At 63.5% G+C, this 16,792-nt stretch carries 15 protein-coding genes and 1 tRNA gene; 5 read left to right on the forward strand and 11 right to left on the reverse strand.

Translation table 11 applies throughout. The annotated features are described in order from the left end of the window. Positions 1 to 30: 30 nt before the first annotated feature. The 3 genes from KUD11_RS06690 to KUD11_RS06700 all read right to left on the reverse strand — a co-directional run bounded on the left by KUD11_RS06690 (position 31) and on the right by KUD11_RS06700 (position 3,414). The gene (locus KUD11_RS06690; RefSeq protein ID WP_181375291.1) at positions 31 to 1,464 is read right to left on the reverse strand and encodes an NAD(P)-dependent oxidoreductase; all 1,434 of its coding nucleotides are present in this window, start codon (positions 1,462 to 1,464) and stop codon (positions 31 to 33) included. A 150-nt stretch (positions 1,465 to 1,614) separates the two neighbouring features. Next, entirely contained in the window at positions 1,615 to 2,418 is an 804-nt protein-coding gene (locus KUD11_RS06695) for an undecaprenyl-diphosphate phosphatase (RefSeq protein ID WP_109385480.1), read from the reverse strand. Between the two features lie 15 nt (positions 2,419 to 2,433). After that, positions 2,434 to 3,414: a complex I NDUFA9 subunit family protein gene (locus KUD11_RS06700; RefSeq protein ID WP_109385478.1), complete on the reverse strand. Its 981-nt coding sequence runs from the start codon at positions 3,412 to 3,414 to the stop codon at positions 2,434 to 2,436. A 161-nt stretch (positions 3,415 to 3,575) separates the two neighbouring features. Here KUD11_RS06700 and KUD11_RS06705 point away from each other — a divergent pair. Continuing rightward, a tRNA-Leu gene (locus KUD11_RS06705) sits at positions 3,576 to 3,661 on the forward strand. Positions 3,662 to 3,867: 206 nt separating this feature from the next. Here KUD11_RS06705 and KUD11_RS06710 read toward each other — a convergent pair. Next, a complete protein-coding gene (locus KUD11_RS06710; protein WP_109385476.1) occupies positions 3,868 to 4,284 on the reverse strand; it encodes a metallopeptidase family protein in 417 nt (138 codons plus the stop codon). Positions 4,285 to 4,347: 63 nt separating this feature from the next. Continuing rightward, the gene (locus KUD11_RS06715; protein WP_397545205.1) at positions 4,348 to 5,259 is read right to left on the reverse strand and encodes an MBL fold metallo-hydrolase; all 912 of its coding nucleotides are present in this window, start codon (positions 5,257 to 5,259) and stop codon (positions 4,348 to 4,350) included. A 154-nt stretch (positions 5,260 to 5,413) separates the two neighbouring features. Between KUD11_RS06715 and gltX the strand changes: the two genes are divergently transcribed. Together gltX and KUD11_RS06725 are read left to right on the forward strand one after the other, a co-directional pair. Beyond that, positions 5,414 to 6,736 (forward strand): glutamate--tRNA ligase, encoded by a 1,323-nt coding sequence (gene gltX, locus KUD11_RS06720; protein ID WP_109385472.1) that lies wholly within the window; start codon positions 5,414 to 5,416, stop codon positions 6,734 to 6,736. Between the two features lie 134 nt (positions 6,737 to 6,870). Further along, positions 6,871 to 8,211 (forward strand): MATE family efflux transporter, encoded by a 1,341-nt coding sequence (locus KUD11_RS06725; RefSeq protein WP_109388123.1) that lies wholly within the window; start codon positions 6,871 to 6,873, stop codon positions 8,209 to 8,211. Here KUD11_RS06725 and KUD11_RS06730 read toward each other — a convergent pair. Next, complete coding sequence (locus KUD11_RS06730; RefSeq protein WP_109388125.1) at positions 8,182 to 8,760, reverse strand: gamma-glutamylcyclotransferase family protein; 579 nt, start codon at positions 8,758 to 8,760, stop codon at positions 8,182 to 8,184. The genes KUD11_RS06725 and KUD11_RS06730 overlap by 30 nt on opposite strands. An 87-nt stretch (positions 8,761 to 8,847) precedes the next feature. On the opposite strand from KUD11_RS06730, the gene KUD11_RS06735 reads away from it, so the two are divergent. Then, on the forward strand, positions 8,848 to 9,300 hold the full coding sequence (locus KUD11_RS06735) for an RrF2 family transcriptional regulator (protein WP_109385470.1): 453 nt from the start codon (positions 8,848 to 8,850) through the stop codon (positions 9,298 to 9,300). A 2-nt stretch (positions 9,301 to 9,302) separates the two neighbouring features. On the opposite strand, the gene KUD11_RS06740 is transcribed toward KUD11_RS06735, so the two are convergent. Next, positions 9,303 to 11,819 (reverse strand): ABC transporter permease, encoded by a 2,517-nt coding sequence (locus KUD11_RS06740; protein ID WP_109385468.1) that lies wholly within the window; start codon positions 11,817 to 11,819, stop codon positions 9,303 to 9,305. Beyond that, on the reverse strand, positions 11,816 to 12,499 hold the full coding sequence (locus tag KUD11_RS06745; protein WP_109385466.1) for an ABC transporter ATP-binding protein: 684 nt from the start codon (positions 12,497 to 12,499) through the stop codon (positions 11,816 to 11,818). Before KUD11_RS06745 ends, KUD11_RS06740 begins: the two co-directional genes overlap by 4 nt. Between KUD11_RS06745 and KUD11_RS06750 the strand changes: the two genes are divergently transcribed. Continuing rightward, positions 12,498 to 13,181, forward strand: coding sequence for an arylesterase (locus KUD11_RS06750; protein ID WP_109385464.1), 684 nt, complete (start codon positions 12,498 to 12,500; stop codon positions 13,179 to 13,181). The two genes, KUD11_RS06745 and KUD11_RS06750, sit on opposite strands and share 2 nt — an antisense overlap. A 46-nt stretch (positions 13,182 to 13,227) precedes the next feature. Here the strand turns inward: KUD11_RS06750 and KUD11_RS06755 are convergent, their stop codons facing one another. From KUD11_RS06755 to KUD11_RS06765, 3 genes are all read right to left on the reverse strand, one after another. Then, positions 13,228 to 13,434 carry a cold-shock protein gene (locus tag KUD11_RS06755; RefSeq protein ID WP_109385462.1) on the reverse strand — a complete coding sequence of 69 codons (207 nt, stop codon included), beginning with the start codon at positions 13,432 to 13,434 and terminating at the stop codon, positions 13,228 to 13,230. Between the two features lie 361 nt (positions 13,435 to 13,795). Next, positions 13,796 to 15,754 (reverse strand): DNA topoisomerase IV subunit B, encoded by a 1,959-nt coding sequence (gene parE, locus KUD11_RS06760; protein ID WP_109385460.1) that lies wholly within the window; start codon positions 15,752 to 15,754, stop codon positions 13,796 to 13,798. 75 nt (positions 15,755 to 15,829) lie between these two features. Continuing rightward, the gene (locus KUD11_RS06765) at positions 15,830 to 16,735 is read right to left on the reverse strand and encodes a glucokinase (RefSeq protein WP_109385458.1); all 906 of its coding nucleotides are present in this window, start codon (positions 16,733 to 16,735) and stop codon (positions 15,830 to 15,832) included. Positions 16,736 to 16,792 lie beyond the last annotated feature (57 nt).

Here is a 16,792-nt window from a genome sequence, read left to right on the forward strand (position 1 = left end):
TACACGTCCTTCGGTTATTGGGTCAGCGCTCTATTCCGCCGCCACGGCGGATGCGCCTTCCAGATCCTCCAGAACCGCCACAGCCGCTTCGCGCCCATCGCGGATCGCCCAGACGACAAGGCTCGCACCGCGCACGATATCGCCCACCGCATAGACGCGGGGCAGGGCCGTGCGCCCGGTGCCGAACTCGGCCCGGATCGTGCCCCAGCGGGTCACGCCCAGCTCCGGCTGATCCCAGAGTGTGGGCAGGTCCTCAGGCTCAAACCCGAGCGCCTTGATCACAAGATCTGCGGGGGCGTCGAAGACATCACCGTCAATGGCCTCAGGGCTTTGGCGGCCCGTCGCATCGGCCTGGCCAAGGCGCATACGCTGCACGCGCACGGCGCTGGCAGGCGCGCCGATAAAGGCCAGAGGCGCGCTCAGCCACTCAAAGACCACACCCTCTTCCTCGGCATTGGCCACCTCACGCTGGCTGCCGGGCATGTTGGCCCGGTCGCGGCGGTAAAGGCAGGTGACCGATTTAGCCCCTTGGCGCACGGCTGTGCGGACGCAATCCATAGCCGTATCACCGCCGCCGATCACCACGACACGCTTGCCCACGGCATTGAGCGTGCCATCGTCAAATTCGGGCACAGTGTCGCCAAACGACAGACGGTTCGAGGCGGTCAGGAAGTCCAGCGCGGGCACAATGCCCTGCGCGCCGCTGCCCGGGGCTTCGATATCGCGCGACTTGTAAACGCCGGTGCCGATGATCACCGCATCATGGCGCGCGCGCAGCTCATCAAATGTCACATCCTCACCGATGGTGCAGTTCAGCTCCATTTTGACGCCGCCTTGAACCAGCTGATCAATCCGGCGCATCACCACGTCTTTCTCAAGCTTGAAGCCCGGAATTCCGTAGGTCATCAAGCCGCCCGCGCGGTCATAGCGATCATAGACAGTTACCTGAATGCCCGACCGGCGCAGCACATCTGCCGCCGACAATCCGCCCGGACCCGCGCCGATGATGGCCACGCTCTCCGCGCGCTCCTCACGCGGTGCGATGGGCTGAACCCAGCCTTCGTCCCACGCGGTGTCGGTGATGTATTTCTCGACCGAGCCGATGGTGACGGTTCCGTGGCCAGAGGATTCGATCACGCAATTGCCCTCGCACAGACGGTCCTGCGGACAAATCCGCCCGCAAATCTCGGGAAATGTATTGGTCGCCTGCGCCACCTCATAGGCCTCGCGCAGCCGCCCCGAGGCCGTCAGGCGCAGCCAATCGGGGATGTTGTTGTGCAACGGGCAGTGGCTCTGGCAATAGGGTACGCCGCATTGGCTGCACCGGCTGGCCTGCTCGGCTGCCTTTTCGGTGGCGTATTCGGCGTAGATCTCGCGGAAATCCTGATTGCGCAGGTCAGGCGGGCGCTTCTCGGGCATATCGCGCGCCACATCCACGAATTTCAGCATAGGGTCTTTGGCCACAGGTCACCTCATTTCCAATTGGCCGCTTATAATATGGTCGGATCGGAAATAAAAGTCAGCAATAGTGATCTATATTGATCACTCGCCTGTGGATTTGTTGAGATTTTCACGATGCCATCAAAAAAATGGTAAACAAGTGTGACCTAACTTCTAAAAGCCAGCCCAAAGCAGCGCCATGGCAATGCTGCCCACAGTGATTCGCCACCACCCGAACGGCGCATACCCATGACGGCTCACGAAATCGAGGAGCCAGCGCACCACGAAGATCGCGCTGAGAAAGGCCATGGCGAAGCCCACGGCAATATCGCCCATCGCCGACACATCCAGAATGTCGCGGTTTTTGTAGAGGTCAAAGGCAAAGGCCCCGGCCATGGTCGGGATCGATAAGAAGAAGGAAAATTCCGCCGCGGCCCGCTTGCTCACCCCCATCAACAGCGCGCCCACAATGGTGGAGCCCGAGCGCGAGGTGCCGGGTATCATCGCCAGACACTGAAAAAGCCCGATCCGCACCGCCACACCCACCGGAAGGCGCATCGCATCGCTGTGACGCGGTTCGGGCGCGAAACGGTCCACAAAAATCAGGACGATCCCCCCGAGGATCAGCATCAGGGCAATCAACTTTGGCGTCTCGAAAAGCACCGTTTTGATGAACCCGTGCGCCATCACGCCAATCAGCGCGGAGGGCAAAAACGCCAGCAGAACCGCAATGAGGAACCGCCGCGCAGCGGGATCATGTGGGGCCTGTCGGATCACCGTGCTGAGCCGGGCGAAATACACCAGGATAATTGCGAGAACCGCCCCAAGCTGGATCACCACCTCGAATGTGTTGCCCTTGCTGTCAAACCCCAGAAAATGCCCGCCAAGGATGAGGTGCCCAGTCGATGATACCGGAATAAACTCGGTCAGCCCCTCCACAAGCCCCAGAAAGGCCGCGACCAGTGTGGTGTCTGACATCCCCGCGACCCCGGATCAGTCGCGCAGATCGTTTGCGGATTCCTTGATCGCCGAATACTGTCCTGAGGGCCGGAAGCGCCAGAGATAGTCGGGCAGAACCGCGCCCATGGCTTGTGGCGCGATTTCCAGATCGGCAAATCCGCGCGCGCCCTCAGGCACCACATTATCGGATTTGAGCGAGCGCACCTGATCTCGCGTGATCTGTGCCGGGATGATCCCAAAGCTGAGGGTCTGTGCAAGCTCCATCATGATGGCCAGAGGTGTGGCGACAAAATAAGGAATGTTTACCACAAGCCTGCGCCGACGGATCACTTTCAGCATCCGCCGCATCAGGCCCGCAAACGTATCCACATCTGGCCCACCAAGCTCATAGATGCCCGGCTTGGCGGTGCCTTCCGCGCCCATCACGGCGGCTTTGGCTAGATCGTCCACATAAACCGGCTGAAACTTCGTATCCGCGCCCACAACGGGCAAAACTGGCCCGAGCCGCGTCATCCCGGCGAAGCGGTTGAAAAACTGATCCTCAGCGCCGAACACCACGGATGGGCGCAGGATCACTGCGGTCGGGAAATGCTTGAAAATCGCGGCCTCGCCCCGACCCTTGGATTGCGCATAAAGGCTGGCCCCGTCCGCATCCGCGCCAATGGCCGACAGATGCACCATACGTGCAACCCCCTCATCGGCGGCAATGCGTGCGATGCGCGCGGCACCCTCGTCCTGCACGGCGGTGAAATTGTTCTTGCCCTTGCGGTCAAACGTCCCGACGCAGTTGATGACCACATCGGCCCCCTGCATGACGGCGCGCACACTGGCATCATCGCGGATATTGCACAGCACAGGCTCCACTTGCCCGACCGAGCCATAGGGCTTCACGAACATCGCCTCATTGGGCCGGCGGACCGCGACCCGGATCCTCCAGCCAGCCTGGGCCAGGCGTCGGGCGATATACCGGCCCACAAAGCCTGATCCGCCGTATATGGTGACGAGTTTCGACATGATCTGGCCCTCCGCAGTGCTGGCGCATGTTTGCGCCCCCTGATTAGCGCCAAGCCCCCTCTGCCGCAAGGCGCAAGGGGAGGTGGCTTGGGCGGCAAATTGGCGTTGACACTGATGGGTGCGGGGGCTAAACGCTGCGCTCACGACAAGTCCCTAAATGGGCCCAGGTGGCGGAATGGTAGACGCGCTAGCTTCAGGTGCTAGTACTCGCAAGGGTGTGGAGGTTCGAGTCCTCTCCTGGGCACCAAATATCTTCAAGGCATAAGCTGATAAGGCTCTGACTTTCAGGTATTTTTCGATCTTTTCAGAACTAGAATTGGCGCAGGGAAAACGGTTTTTAACCGTTGTGACCACAGCGCAACCCTTCCAGTTGGTGCGGCCATCAACGCCGACTTGCGATGCCGCGCAGTTCGCAGGTTCGGTCGACCAATGCCGATACACTGGTCTCTTGGTCTATTCCCACCATCGGTCGATTGCTGCGATATCATCGTCAGACCAGCCGAAGTGATGCGCGAATTCATGGACCGTCACATTGGCGACGACATCGTTCAAAGGCACGCCATCCCTCTCGCACCATTCCGACAGGATCGGGCGACGGTAAAGCCAGACCACATCCGCAAAAGGCGCCGGATCGGACAGTGATTTTTCCGTCATGGGCAGGCCGTCATAGAGGCCTGTAAGCTCCAGAGGGTCCGTTATGCCGAACTCTTGCAGCACCTCGGCCTCGGGCCAATCTTCAACGCGCAGCACCACAGGCGCAGCAAGGGTTTTGAACGGCTCGGGAAAGTCCGCGATCGTGGCGCGGGCCATGGCCTCGATCGCGTCCAGCGAGGTGTCGGTGCTTTCATCAGGGGTGTCGGGCGGCGTCATGGGCCAGATATGGCGCGCCGCCGCCCGGAAGGGAAGACCCGGAGGGCCTTTGCACAGGCCGGATCAGAGGCTGAGCTGATAGCTCTCGGGGACATAGGCGAACCCATCACCTGCCGTTTCCACATAGCCAAAAGCCGGGAAGGGCATGTGGTAGCCCACGAAAGGCAGCTTGTCGGCGGCCAGCATATCGAGCAGGCGACGGCGGGTCTGGGCCGCGGCTGCCTTGTCCATGTCGAACGACACCTCCCATTCAGGATGGGCCAGCGAGAAGACATAATGATTGGCAAAATCCGCGCCCAAGATCAGGCTGTGCCCCTCGCTTTCGATCCGGTAGGTCATGTGGCCCGGCGTGTGGCCAAACGCGTTCATCGCGGTAATGCCGGGGGCGGGGGTGTCCTCAGGGGCGATCATCGTGGTCTGCTCGGCCAAGGGGCGCATATTGGCATCGAACCCCTCATTTTCGGCAGCGGCCCATGCATCAAACTCGACAGAGCCCGTGACGTAGCGGGCATTGGCAAAAGTTGCGCTGCCCGCGTTCATCAGCCCACCGATATGGTCGCCATGCATGTGGGTGATCACCACAACGTCGATCTGATCGGGGGTGTAGCCAGCGGCGGCAAGGGCGGCTGTGGTCCCTTCAGCGGAGAGGCCCGTGTCAAAGAGCACAAGCTCGGCCCCGGTGTTGACCACGGTGGGGGTGAAGAAGAAATGCGCCTCATCCGAGGGGATCAGGGCCGCGTCTGCGGCGGCCTCAAACGTGGGCGCATCGACGTTGAGGCCGAAGATATTGTGCGGCTCAGCCACTGTGCGGCTTCCTGCGAGGAGGGTTGTCACCTCAAATGCGCCCAGCGTGATACGGCGGAAGGGCGGCTGTGCGGCACCCAGCATGGGGGCTGCGGTATGCGCGGCCCCGGCCAGCGGTATCGCGGCGGCGGTGGCAAGCAGGTGGCGGCGACTGATCATTGGGGATTTCATCGGCATATCCTTTGCTGGGTCGGCTTATACTATAGCACGCGCACGCGCTGCTGCGAGGCCCTCACGCGGATGTGAGCGCGGCGGCGTTTCTGGACAAATGCCCGGCGCTATGAGATGCACCGCGCCAGTCATTGCGCCAGTCAGGGAGCCTTTCATGACCACCACCCGTTTTGCCCCATCGCCCACCGGATACATCCATGTTGGTAACCTGCGCACCGCGCTGATGAACTATCTGATCGCGCGTAAGTCGGGCGGCACGTTCATCCTGCGGATCGACGATACGGACCCCGAGCGGAGCAAGGAGGCCTATGTCGATGCGCTCAAGGAAGATCTGGAGTGGCTCGGCCTGACATGGGACCGGGTGGAGCGGCAATCGCAGCGGCTGGACCAGTACCATGAGGCCGCAGATAAGCTGCGCGAGATGGGGCGGTTTTACGAGGCGTTCGAGACGCCGACTGAGCTGGACCTCAAGCGCAAGAAACAGCTCAATATGGGCCGCCCGCCAGTGTATGACCGCGCGGCCTTGGCCCTGACGGAGGCCGAGCGGGACGCGTTTCGTGCCGAACGGGGCGCGGGCGTGTGGCGCTTCAAGCTGAACCAGAACCGGATTGAATGGAACGACGGCGTGTTGGGCGACATCTCGATTGATGCGGCGTCCGTGTCGGACCCGGTGCTGATCCGGGGCGACGGGCAGGTGCTCTATACGCTGGCCTCGGTCGTGGATGATACGGAAATGGGCGTGACCCATGTGGTGCGTGGATCGGACCATGTGACCAACACTGCCACCCAAATTCAGATCATCGAGGCGCTGGGCGGCACTGTGCCCTCCTTCGCGCATCATTCGCTTCTGACCGGCCCGCAGGGCGAGTCGCTTTCCAAACGGCTGGGCACGCTCAGCCTGCGGGACCTGCGCGCGCAGGGCGTGGAACCTATGGCGCTTCTCAGCCTCATGGCGCGGCTGGGGTCGGCAGACCCAGTGGAGCTGCGTACCGATATGGCGGAGCTTATCGACGGGTTCGATATTGGGCGCTTCGGATCGGCGCCCACGAAATTCGACGTGGCGGATCTCTTCCCCCTCACGGGCCGTTTGATCGCGGCGCGGGACTACGCGTGCGTCGCAGGTCAGATCGCCGCCTTGGGTGTGCCCGAGGCAGATGCCGAGCAGTTTTGGGCCGTGATGCGCGAGAACATCACCGTGATGAGCGACCTTGAGGCGTGGTGGACCCTCTGCCGTGATGGGGCAGAGCCCGTGATCGACGATGAGGACCAGGAGTTCGTCACTGAAGCGATGGCGCTTTTGCCCGCGCGCCCATGGGATGCGACCACGTGGGGCACTTGGACGGCGGCGGTGAAGGAGCAGACGGGCCGCAATGGCCGGGGTCTCTTCATGCCGCTCCGAAAGGCGCTCACGGGTCAGGCGCATGGGCCTGATATGGGGCAGCTTCTGCCGCTCTTGCAGACTGTCCGGGCCAAGTAATCATGGCGGCGCCCACACAGGGCGAAACGCCGGATGGCGCCGCTGGGAGATCACCTGACGGACCGCAGGGCGCAGCACAGCGCGGCAGGCCCGCGAAGTTCCTGAGCGGTAATCTTTTCGGCCATGTCAGTGTGATGTCCCTTACCGCCTCGGTGGGCCTCATGGGGATATTCTTTGTCGATTTCCTCGATATGGTTTTCATCGCGATGCTGGGCAAGGCCGAGCTGGCCGCCGCCGTGGGCTACGCCGCCGCGATCCTTTTCTTCACCACCTCCTTCGGCATCGGCATGGCGATCTCGGCAGGTGCTTTGGTGTCGCGCGCCCTCGGCGCAGGCGATGAAGAGGTGGCGCGGGAACGCGCGACCAATGCGCTTATCTACGGTGTGCTTTCCGGCGCGGTGTTCGCCGCGCTCGTCTGGAGCCAGCTTGAATGGCTCGTGGCCCTCATGGGGGCCACAGGCGAGACGGCTGTCTTGGCGGTGCATTACCTCGCGATCATCGTGCCGTTCTTGCCGTTTTTGATCGTCGGCATGGTTGGCGGTGCGATCTTGCGCGCCCATGGCGATGCGCGCCGTGCGATGTACGCCACACTCTACGGGGGCGGCGTCAATGCGGTGCTCGACCCGATACTCATTTTCGGGCTGGGTCTTGATCTCACCGGTGCGGCGCTCGCGTCAGTGGCGGCGCGGGTGGTCATGGCGGCCACGTCGCTCTTGCCCATTCTCAAGCATTATGGCGGCTTTAAGCGCCCCACATGGCGCAGCCTTGCGCGGGATTTCCCGCCGGTTCTGGCTATCGCCGGCCCCGCGATCCTCACGCAGCTCGCCACGCCCGTGGGGCAGGCTTACGTCACCCGCGCCATGGCCGAATTTGGTGAGCTTGCCGTGGCGGGGATGGCCATTGTCGGGCGTCTGACGCCGCTGGCTTTCGGGGTGATTTTTGCGCTCTCGGGGGCGGTGGGGCCGATCATTGGCCAGAACCACGGTGCGGGCAATGCCGAGCGGGTGCGCGGGGCGTTTCGCGCAGGGTTGATTTTCACGGCCCTTGTGGTGGTCGCGGTCTCCGCGCTCCTTTTTGGGCTGCGCAGACCGATTGCCGATCTCTTTGGTGCCTATGGCATCACGCGCGAGCTGGTTTATCTGTTCTGTGGCCCGCTCGCGCTTTTGTTTTTCTTCAACGGGATGCTTTTCGTGTCCAATGCGGCGTTCAACAATCTGGGCCGCCCGCTTTATTCCACCGGGGTGAACTGGGCGCGCCATACGCTGGGCACGATCCCTTTGGTTATGATCGGCGCGGCGCTTTTTGGCGCGCCGGGGGTGCTGATTGGTCAGGCGCTTGGCGGTATGATCTTCGGCCTCTTGGCTCTCGTTCTGGCGGGCAGGGTGATGGCGCAGACGAATGCGGGCGGCCCTCAGCCCGAGGCACCGTTCCAGCTTCAGGCGCGGCTACTCAGCTTGCTGCATCTGCGCCGATAAGCGCGCAAGCTGCGCATCGACAAAGGCCCGCTCATGCCTGCTTAGCGCACAATGGCGCGGATAAAGTGGTGCCGCGCGATCATCGAGAATGGGCGTGTCCCAGCCATCGGTCGTCTCGAAAAACGCCTGCGCGCCCGCCTCGCCAAACTCGGCAAGATACCCCTGCACAACCGCATCAAGATAGCTGAGCCGCACGGCATGTGACGGCGCAGGTGGGCGATGGGCGGCCTCTGGCACTGCATAGACCGCGATGCGGGGCGCTCCGGGCAGGCCATGCGTGATCATCGCGGCGGCGTCCACCCGCTCATACCCCGCCTCGCGCAGATCAAGCGCGGGCCACGCCTCCGCCGCCACCGGCGCGAGCAGCCCGTCGATTGCATGGCCCGGTGCGCGCACCGCCGTGAGAAACGGCGCCGGGCGCAGATCGGTGAGCCGCCAGGCCCGCCGCCACCCGGTCAGCCTTGCGGGCCGTGCATCTGGATAATCATGCGTCGCCCGGTTCACGAGGCTGCCATAGCCAAAGACCCATCCATGCTCCGCGCTGTCCATTGATCCCCCTTGATCTGCATCAATCCGCTGAGGCCTTTTTGCAGGCATGATCGATATCATGCAACTGCCCGGAAAGGCCGCGCGCTCATGAGGATCACCAAACGCAGCAATATCGCCATGCGCGTGCTGATGTTTTGCGCGGTCCATAAAGGGCGGCGTGTGACCAAGGGAGAGGTGGCTGCGCGCTGCAACACGTCTGAGAGCCATCTCGCGCAGATCATCAATCAGCTGTCGCAGCTGGGCTACCTTGCGACACAGCGCGGGCGCGGCGGGGGTCTGGCGCTTGGGCGCGCGGCCGAGGATATCCTGATCGGCGATGTGTTTCGCGACCTTGAAGGGGCCGCGCCGCTCACCGAATGTTTTGCCGATGTGGACAATACATGCCCCCTGATCAGCGCGTGCCGATTGCGGCTGGCCATTTCGGATGCGGCGGAGGCGTTCTTTGCGCATCTCGACGGGATCACGCTCGATGCGCTGGTCTGCGGAAATGACGCGCTGTTCGAGATGCTCGGCGCGCCCTGCTGTCCCGAGGCGGCCTGAGCCTATTCGCGCGCGCGCAAGACCCGCGCCGGGCGCGCCCTGAGCGGCCCCCATGCAAAGGCGAGCGCCGCCAGAAGTGTGACCGCCACGCCGCCTATGACAATTGCCAGCGCCGACGGCCAGATCACGCGGTAGGATGTGTCCATCACGAAATGGCTGACCGCCCAGCCGCCCAATATACCCGCACCAATCGCCACGATCCCCGCCGCCGCGCCCAAAAGCCCCGCGCGCAGGGCAAGGCTCAGCAAAATGCGCCCCCGGCTGGCCCCTAGGGTCTTTAATACTGCCGCCTCATAAACTCGAGCACCCTGATCCGCCGCCGCCGCCCCGATCAGCACAAGGAACCCGGTGAGCAATGTCGCCGCCGCCCCCCATGACGTGGCCGAGGCGAGACTGCCCAACAGATCCGAGACCCGGCTGATCGCATCCCGCACGGAGATCGCCGTGACGTTTGGCATGGCGTTCGATATCTCCCGAAGGAGCCGCCCCTCTGCCTCGGGGGCGGCATAGACGGTGGAGATGAAGCTATGCGGCGCGCCCTCCAGCGCGGAGGGGTTCATCGACATGATGAAGCCGATCCCGGCGGTGGAGAAATCCACCACCCTGAGCGATGTGAGGGTCGCGGTGATGTCGCGACCAAGGATGTTGACAGTGATCGCGTCCCCAAGGTTCAGCCCCATTTCTGAGGCCTCTTCTGCGGCGAAGCTGACCTGTGGAGGGCCTGCGTAATCCTCGGGCCACCATGCGCCCGCCGTGATTTCGGCCCCCTCCGGCGGGGCGTCGGAATAGGTCACACCGCGGTCGCCTTCCAGCACCCAATGGGTGCCTGCGACCTCCGCTGCGGGGCGGCCATTGATCTGGGTGATGATGCCGCGCAGCATGGGGGCGGCTTGGACTTCGGTGACGCCCATGTCGGCCTCCATCCGGGCGCGAAACTCGGGCATCTGGTCGCGCTGAAGATCGACAAAGAAGAACGCGGGCGCGCGGGTCGGGAGATCCCGCTCGATCGCGCCGCGCAGGTTGCCGTCGATCTGCCCCACAGCGGCCAGTACGCTGAGGCCAAGGCCCAGTGACAGAACCACAGGACCCGCCGTCGTGCCCGGCCCGCCGATGGCCCCAAGCGCCCAAGCGACGGCGGGGCGACCGCGCGCAGCAGGGCGCAGAGCGCGGGCCAGCGCCTTGATCGCGCGCGCGGCGAGACCCAGAAGAATGAGCGCGCCAAGGATGCCCCCGGCGGTCCAGAGTGTGAGCATAAGATTACCGGAAAAGACCGCAGCGGCGGTGACGAGCAACGCCAGAAGAAGTGCTATGACAGCGAGGAACGGCAGCGGCGGCCATGTCCGCTCAGACGCGCCGCCATCGCGGAAGAGGCGCGCGGCGCGGATATCCTGCACCTTGGCCAGCGGGATGAGCGTGAAGAGAAGGGCGGCCAGCGTGCCGTAGATCGCGGCCTCCAGCATCGGGCCGGGATAAAAAGCGAAGCGCGCGGGCACAGGCAGCCGCGCCTCCAAAAGGGGGGCCAGCAGCACGGGAATGCCCGCGCCCAGCACCGTGCCGACGACAAGGCCAAGGGCGCAGAGCGCGCCGATCTGGATAAAATACGTGGCCAAAATCGTGCCGCGCCCAGCCCCCAAAGTGCGCAGGATTGCGATGGTCTCGGTCTTGCGGGCGAGATAGGCGCGCACAGCCGCCGAAATGCCAACGCCCCCCACGGCTAGCCCGCTCAGCCCCACAAGCACGAGAAACGCGCCCAGCCGGTTGACGAATTCCGCCACGCCGGGCGCGCCGTTCCGCGCATCGGTCCAGCGCAGTCCGGACGCCTCGCTCGCGGCCTCAGCCTCCGCTTGAAGTGCCTCAAGATCAGTGCCCGGCGGCAGGGTCAGGCGGTAACGGGTGGAGAAGAGCGTGCCGGGTTGCAGCAGACCCGAAGTGGCCAGCGCTTCGGTTCTCAGAAGCGTCCGGGGCCCAAGGCCGATGCCGCCGGTGGCATTGTCCGGCTCCCGCACGAGCGCGGCCATGAGGATGAACTCCTGTGTACCCAGCGCGAACCTGTCGCCCGGCACCATATCCAGCCGCGCAATCAGCACGGGGTCCATGACGGCACCGGGGAGGCCTTCCGCACCATCCAGCGCCGCGCCCAAGGCCATATCCGGCTCAAGCCGCGCCGCGCCAATCAGCGGATAGAGATTATCTACCGCCTTCACTTGGGTGAGCCCCCGCTCATCGCCCGCCACGGCAAGGGAGCGGAAATCGACCACCTCGGACACCGCCAGCGCTGTCTCGGCCATCCACGCACGCTCGCCCTCGGAGGCAAAGCGGTAGGTCAGCTCAATCTCCGCATCGCCACCCAAGAGGGCCGCGCCCTCAGCGGTCAGCCCGGCGGTGATGCTCTCGCGGATCGTGCCCACGGCGGCAATCGCGGCCACCCCGAGGATGATGCAACCCAGAAGGATGCGGAACCCCGCCAGCCCGCCGCGCAGCTCCCGCCGGGCAAGCCGCGCCGCGATGCGCAGGGTCACGCGGCCTCCGATGCTGCAATCTGCCCATCGCGCAGTGCGATCACCCGGTCACAACGGCGCGCGAGGTCCATGTCATGCGTGACCAGAACCAGCGTCGCGCCATGCCGTTCGCGCAGTCCGAAAAGAAGCTCCACGATGCTGGCCCCAGTAGCGGTGTCGAGATTGCCAGTGGGTTCATCCGCAAGGATCAATTTGGGGCGCGGGGCGGCGGCCCGGGCCAGTGCGACACGCTGTTGTTCCCCGCCCGAAAGCTGAGCGGGGTAGTGCCCGGCGCGCGCAGAAAGGCCTACCGCGTCCAATTCAGCCAGCGCGCGCGCCTCTGCGTCGGGCGCGCCCGCAAGCTCCAGAGGGGTTGCGACATTCTCCAGCGCGGTCATTGTGGGGATCAGGTGAAATGACTGAAACACCACGCCCATATTATCGCGCCGGAGCCGGGCCAGCGCATCCTCGTTCATCGCACCGAGATCCTGTCCAAGCGCCATCACAACGCCGCCCGTCGCCTTCTCCAGCCCGCCCATCAGCATCAAGAGCGAGGATTTTCCCGAGCCGGACGGCCCCACGAGGCCCACCGTTTCACCCGGATGGACATCCAGCGTGATCCCGCGCAAAATCTCGACCAGACCTGCACCGGCCCTAAGTGAAAGCTGTGCATTTTGCAGGGAAATGAGGGGAGAGGTCATGGGACGCCTATGTTTGCGGGACACCCTTGGATATATCGGTGCGGGCTGGCGCGGCAAGGCGGCGGCGGGGTTTCTTTTCCTGGCCTCGCCCGCATGGGCCGAGCCGGTCACGGTTCTGGCGCTGGGCGATAGCCTGACGCAGGGCTATGGCCTGATCGAAGCAGAAGGGTTTGTGCCGCAACTCTCCGCATGGTTGGAGGCAGCGGGGATCCCTGCGGTTGTGATCAATGGCGGCGTGTCGGGCCAGACCACGGCAGGCGGGGCGGCGCAGGTCGCGTGGAGCCTCACGCCGGAAGTGGACGCGATGATCGTGGCGCTGGGCGGAAATGACCTTCTGCGCGGGATCGCGCCGGAGGTGGCGCGCACAAACTTGAAACGAATCATGCAAGAAGCCCGCGCGCAAGACGTGGAGGTGCTGCTGGTGGGGCTGCCTGCGCCAAGCAATTATGGGGCTGCGTATAAGGCGGAATTCGATGCGATTTACCCCGATCTGGCGGCGGAATATGGCACGGCTCTGGCCCCTGATTTCTTCATAGGGCTGGCGGGTGAGGAGGACGTGCGCGCACGGTTTTTTCAGCCCGATGGCATCCACCCGAACGCGGCCGGGGTGACACGGATCGTCGAGGCGTTGGGCCCGGAGGTTGCTGCCCTGATCGCGGCGGCGCAGATGGATGCGCAATAAAAAAGGGCCCCAGAAGGAGCCCTTTTTCGAATTAGATAACAGTCGCTTAGACGAGAACGATGTTCGCGGCGGACTGGCGGGCATCACGGCCCTCTTCGATGTCGAAGGTGACTTTCTGGTCATCTGCGAGGCCGGTCAGGCCGGCACGCTCGACTGCAGAAATGTGCACGAACACATCTTTTCCACCACCATCGGGGGCGATGAAGCCGTAACCTTTGGTGGAATTAAACCATTTCACTGTGCCATTGGCCATGTGAGTGTCTCCTAATAGTTGCTACCCGCGAAGTGCGGCAGCCTGGCTTATCGTCGCAAGATCGAGTGACTGAGCCGTTAGGAGCAGGTGGTCGATAGAGGTCGGGTCGCAAAAGTCGTATGCACCCTAAGACGCCAAAAAGCAAGGGTTGTCTTTGACCGCGCGGTGTATGGGCAGGAATTTGCGCGGCGGGTTTTGGGGGTGATTTTTGGTGGGCGCGGTTGGTCTCGGGCTGGCCCGGCCAGCGATGCGGCCCGACCTAGGATAACGCTCAGCTCCGAGCCATGCTGCGCCGGAACATTGAGCTTGCCCCTCCGCTGGTGGTCGGCGCTATTGGCTTGACTCATCCACCAACAGTCCCTCAAACATCCAGTTCCTCCACAAACCGCGCGTTTTCCTGAATATACTGAAACCGCAGCTCGGGTTTCTTGCCCATGAGGCGCTCGACCAGATCGCCGGTCTCGCCCGGCTCATCCTCGTCAATCGTGACGCGGATCAGTTTGCGGGACGCGGGGTTCATGGTGGTGTCCTTGAGGTCCTTGGCGTCCATCTCACCGAGGCCTTTGAAGCGGGAGACGTCGATCTTGCCCTTCCCGCCAAGGCCTTTTTCCATCCACATGTCACGTTCGGCCTCATCAAGACAGTAGACGCGTTTGGCCCCTTGGCTAAGCCGGTAGAGCGGCGGGCAGGCGAGGTAGAGATGGCCTGTGTCGATCATGGGTCGCATTTGGCTGAAGAAAAACGTCATCAGGAGCGCCGCGATATGCGCGCCGTCCACATCCGCATCGGTCATGATGATGATCTTGTCATAGCGCAGATCGTCGATGTTAAAGCGGCTGCCGAGGCCCACGCCGAGCGCTTGGGTCAGGTCTGAGATCTCGGCGTTGGACCCCAGTTTGGAAGAGGCCGCCCCCAGCACGTTTAGGATTTTGCCGCGCAAGGGCAAGAGCGCTTGGGTTTTGCGGTCGCGCGCCATTTTGGCCGATCCGCCCGCTGAGTCGCCTTCGACGATGAAAAGCTCCGTGCCCTCGCGAGTCGCGGAGGAGCAATCGACCAGCTTGCCGGGCAGGCGCAGCTTTTTGGTGGCTGTTTTGCGTTGGGTTTCTTTCTCCTGACGGCGGCGCAGACGCTCCTCGGCGCGCAGCACCAGAAAATCGAGGATCGCGCCCGCTGATTTCGTGTCGGCGGCCAGCCAGTTGTCGAAGTGATCACGCACAGCACCCTCTACGAGGCGCGCGGCCTCGGTGGTGGCGAGGCGGTCTTTTGTCTGACCGACAAACTCCGGCTCCGAGATAAAGCACGACACCAGCGCGCAGCCGCCCGCCATCAAATCCTCGCGTGTGATCTGCGCAGCCTTTCGGTTGTTCGACAGCTCGCCGTAAGCCTTGATCCCCTTGAGGATTGCGGCCCAGAAACCCGCCACATGGGTGCCGCCCTCGGGTGTGGGCACGGTGTTACAATAGCTCTGGATGAACCCGTCGCGCGCGGGGGTCCAATTGATGGCCCATTCGACCTTGCCGGGGGCTTGGAAACGCTCGTTGAAATCGACGGTCCCGGCGAAGGGGGCATCGGCGTAGGTGGAGGCCGACCCGAGCGTTTCGCGCAGGTAATCGGCGAGGCCGCCGGGGAAGTGGAATGTGGCCTCTTGCGGAGTTTCGCCGTCATTGATGGCCGATTTCCAACGGATCTCAACACCGGAAAAGAGATAGGCCTTGGAGCGGATAGATTTGAAAAGCCTCGCAGGCTTGAACCGGTGCGCGCCAAAAATCTGCTCATCGGCATGAAAGGTTACCGTGGTGCCGCGCCGGTTGGGGGCGGCGCCGATTTTTTGCACAGGACCCTGCGGGATACCGCGCGAAAACGACTGTTCCCACAGCTCCTTGTCGCGGGCGACCTGAACGACCATGGAATCGCTCAGCGCGTTGACCACCGACGCGCCCACCCCGTGCAGGCCGCCCGATGTCTGGTATGCTTTGCCCGAGAATTTGCCGCCCGCGTGCAGGGTGCAGAGGATCACCTCAAGCGCGGATTTGTCGGGAAATTTGGGGTGCGGATCGACGGGGATGCCGCGCCCGTTGTCGCGGATCGTCATGGAGTAATCGGCGTGCAGCTCCACCTCGATCCGGTTGGCATAGCCTGCCACAGCCTCGTCCATGGAGTTGTCCAGAACCTCGGCCACGAGGTGATGCAACGCGCGCTCATCCGTGCCGCCAATATACATGCCGGGGCGTTTGCGCACAGGCTCCAGCCCCTCCAGCACTTCGATGGAGGAGGCGTCATAATCGCTCGGGCTTGATCCGCCGCTCAGAAGGTCATTCATACCGCTGCTCTTTGCTTTTGATTGAGGCCGAGTATGGCAGGGCGCGGGCGCGGGGAAAAGGAGGAACGCGCGACGCTAGGCGCTGATTTGCCTTAAAAGGCGGGCGCAGCCGATGAGGGCAGCGGTATCATCGTGCAAGACACGTAGCGGAACGCGCGTCGCAATGGCGCGGTAGGGGCCTTTGGCCCACATCCGCTCAGTGAATTCGGGGCGCATGAGATGCGGGGCCAGCGCACGCGCCAGACCGCCGATAAGGGTGATGCCCTCGGTCGGCAGATGGGTGAGCGCCAGATCACCTATCACATGGCCAAGCACATGGAGCGCGATCCGGGTTGTGTGCCGCTCAGGGTCTTGCAGCAAGCTTGGCAGATCATCGCCCTCTCCCAACCACGCGGCGATCTGGGTGAGAGCGGGGCCGCTCAGCACGGCCTCAATCGGCAGATGCGGCGCAGACCGTGCCAGATGCTCGATCACCCCGTCGGGCAGGTCTGGCATATGGGGTAGGCGGGAATGGCCCGTCTCGGATGGTGGCACGAAAAGCCACGCGCCCGTGCGGTAGACCACCGCGATATTGCAGCCAGTGCCAAGCCCGAGCACAAGACGTGTACCGCGCACAGGCATGCCCGGCAAAATCTCGGTGATGCTCTCAGGGGCCAGATCGTCCAGCGCATAGCCCTGTGCTTGGAGGTCGTTGATCAGATGAACCGTCTGCGCGCCAGTTATGCGGGCAAGCCGCGCACCATCCACATGCCAGTCGATATTCGTGAGCTGCGCCGTCCCTGATTGCACTGGCCCCGCCACCCCGGCGGCGATGGCCGAGACAGGGCGCCCCATCAGATAGGTCTCAATCAGCGCCTCTGAACTGGTATGATCGGCATTGCGCAAGGTCTCTACGCTGGCTGCATCCAAAGCGCCAAAATGGCTGAGGCCGAGGCGGGTGTTTGTCCCGCCGATATCCATGAGAAGGCTGGGCGTGGTCATGGGCGGCTCCTTTCGGGGCATTTATGCACGGGCTTGCATGTGCGCGCCAGCCTGGCG

The organism is Roseovarius carneus (assembly GCF_020141465.1).
GTDB lineage: Bacteria > Pseudomonadota > Alphaproteobacteria > Rhodobacterales > Rhodobacteraceae > Roseovarius > Roseovarius carneus.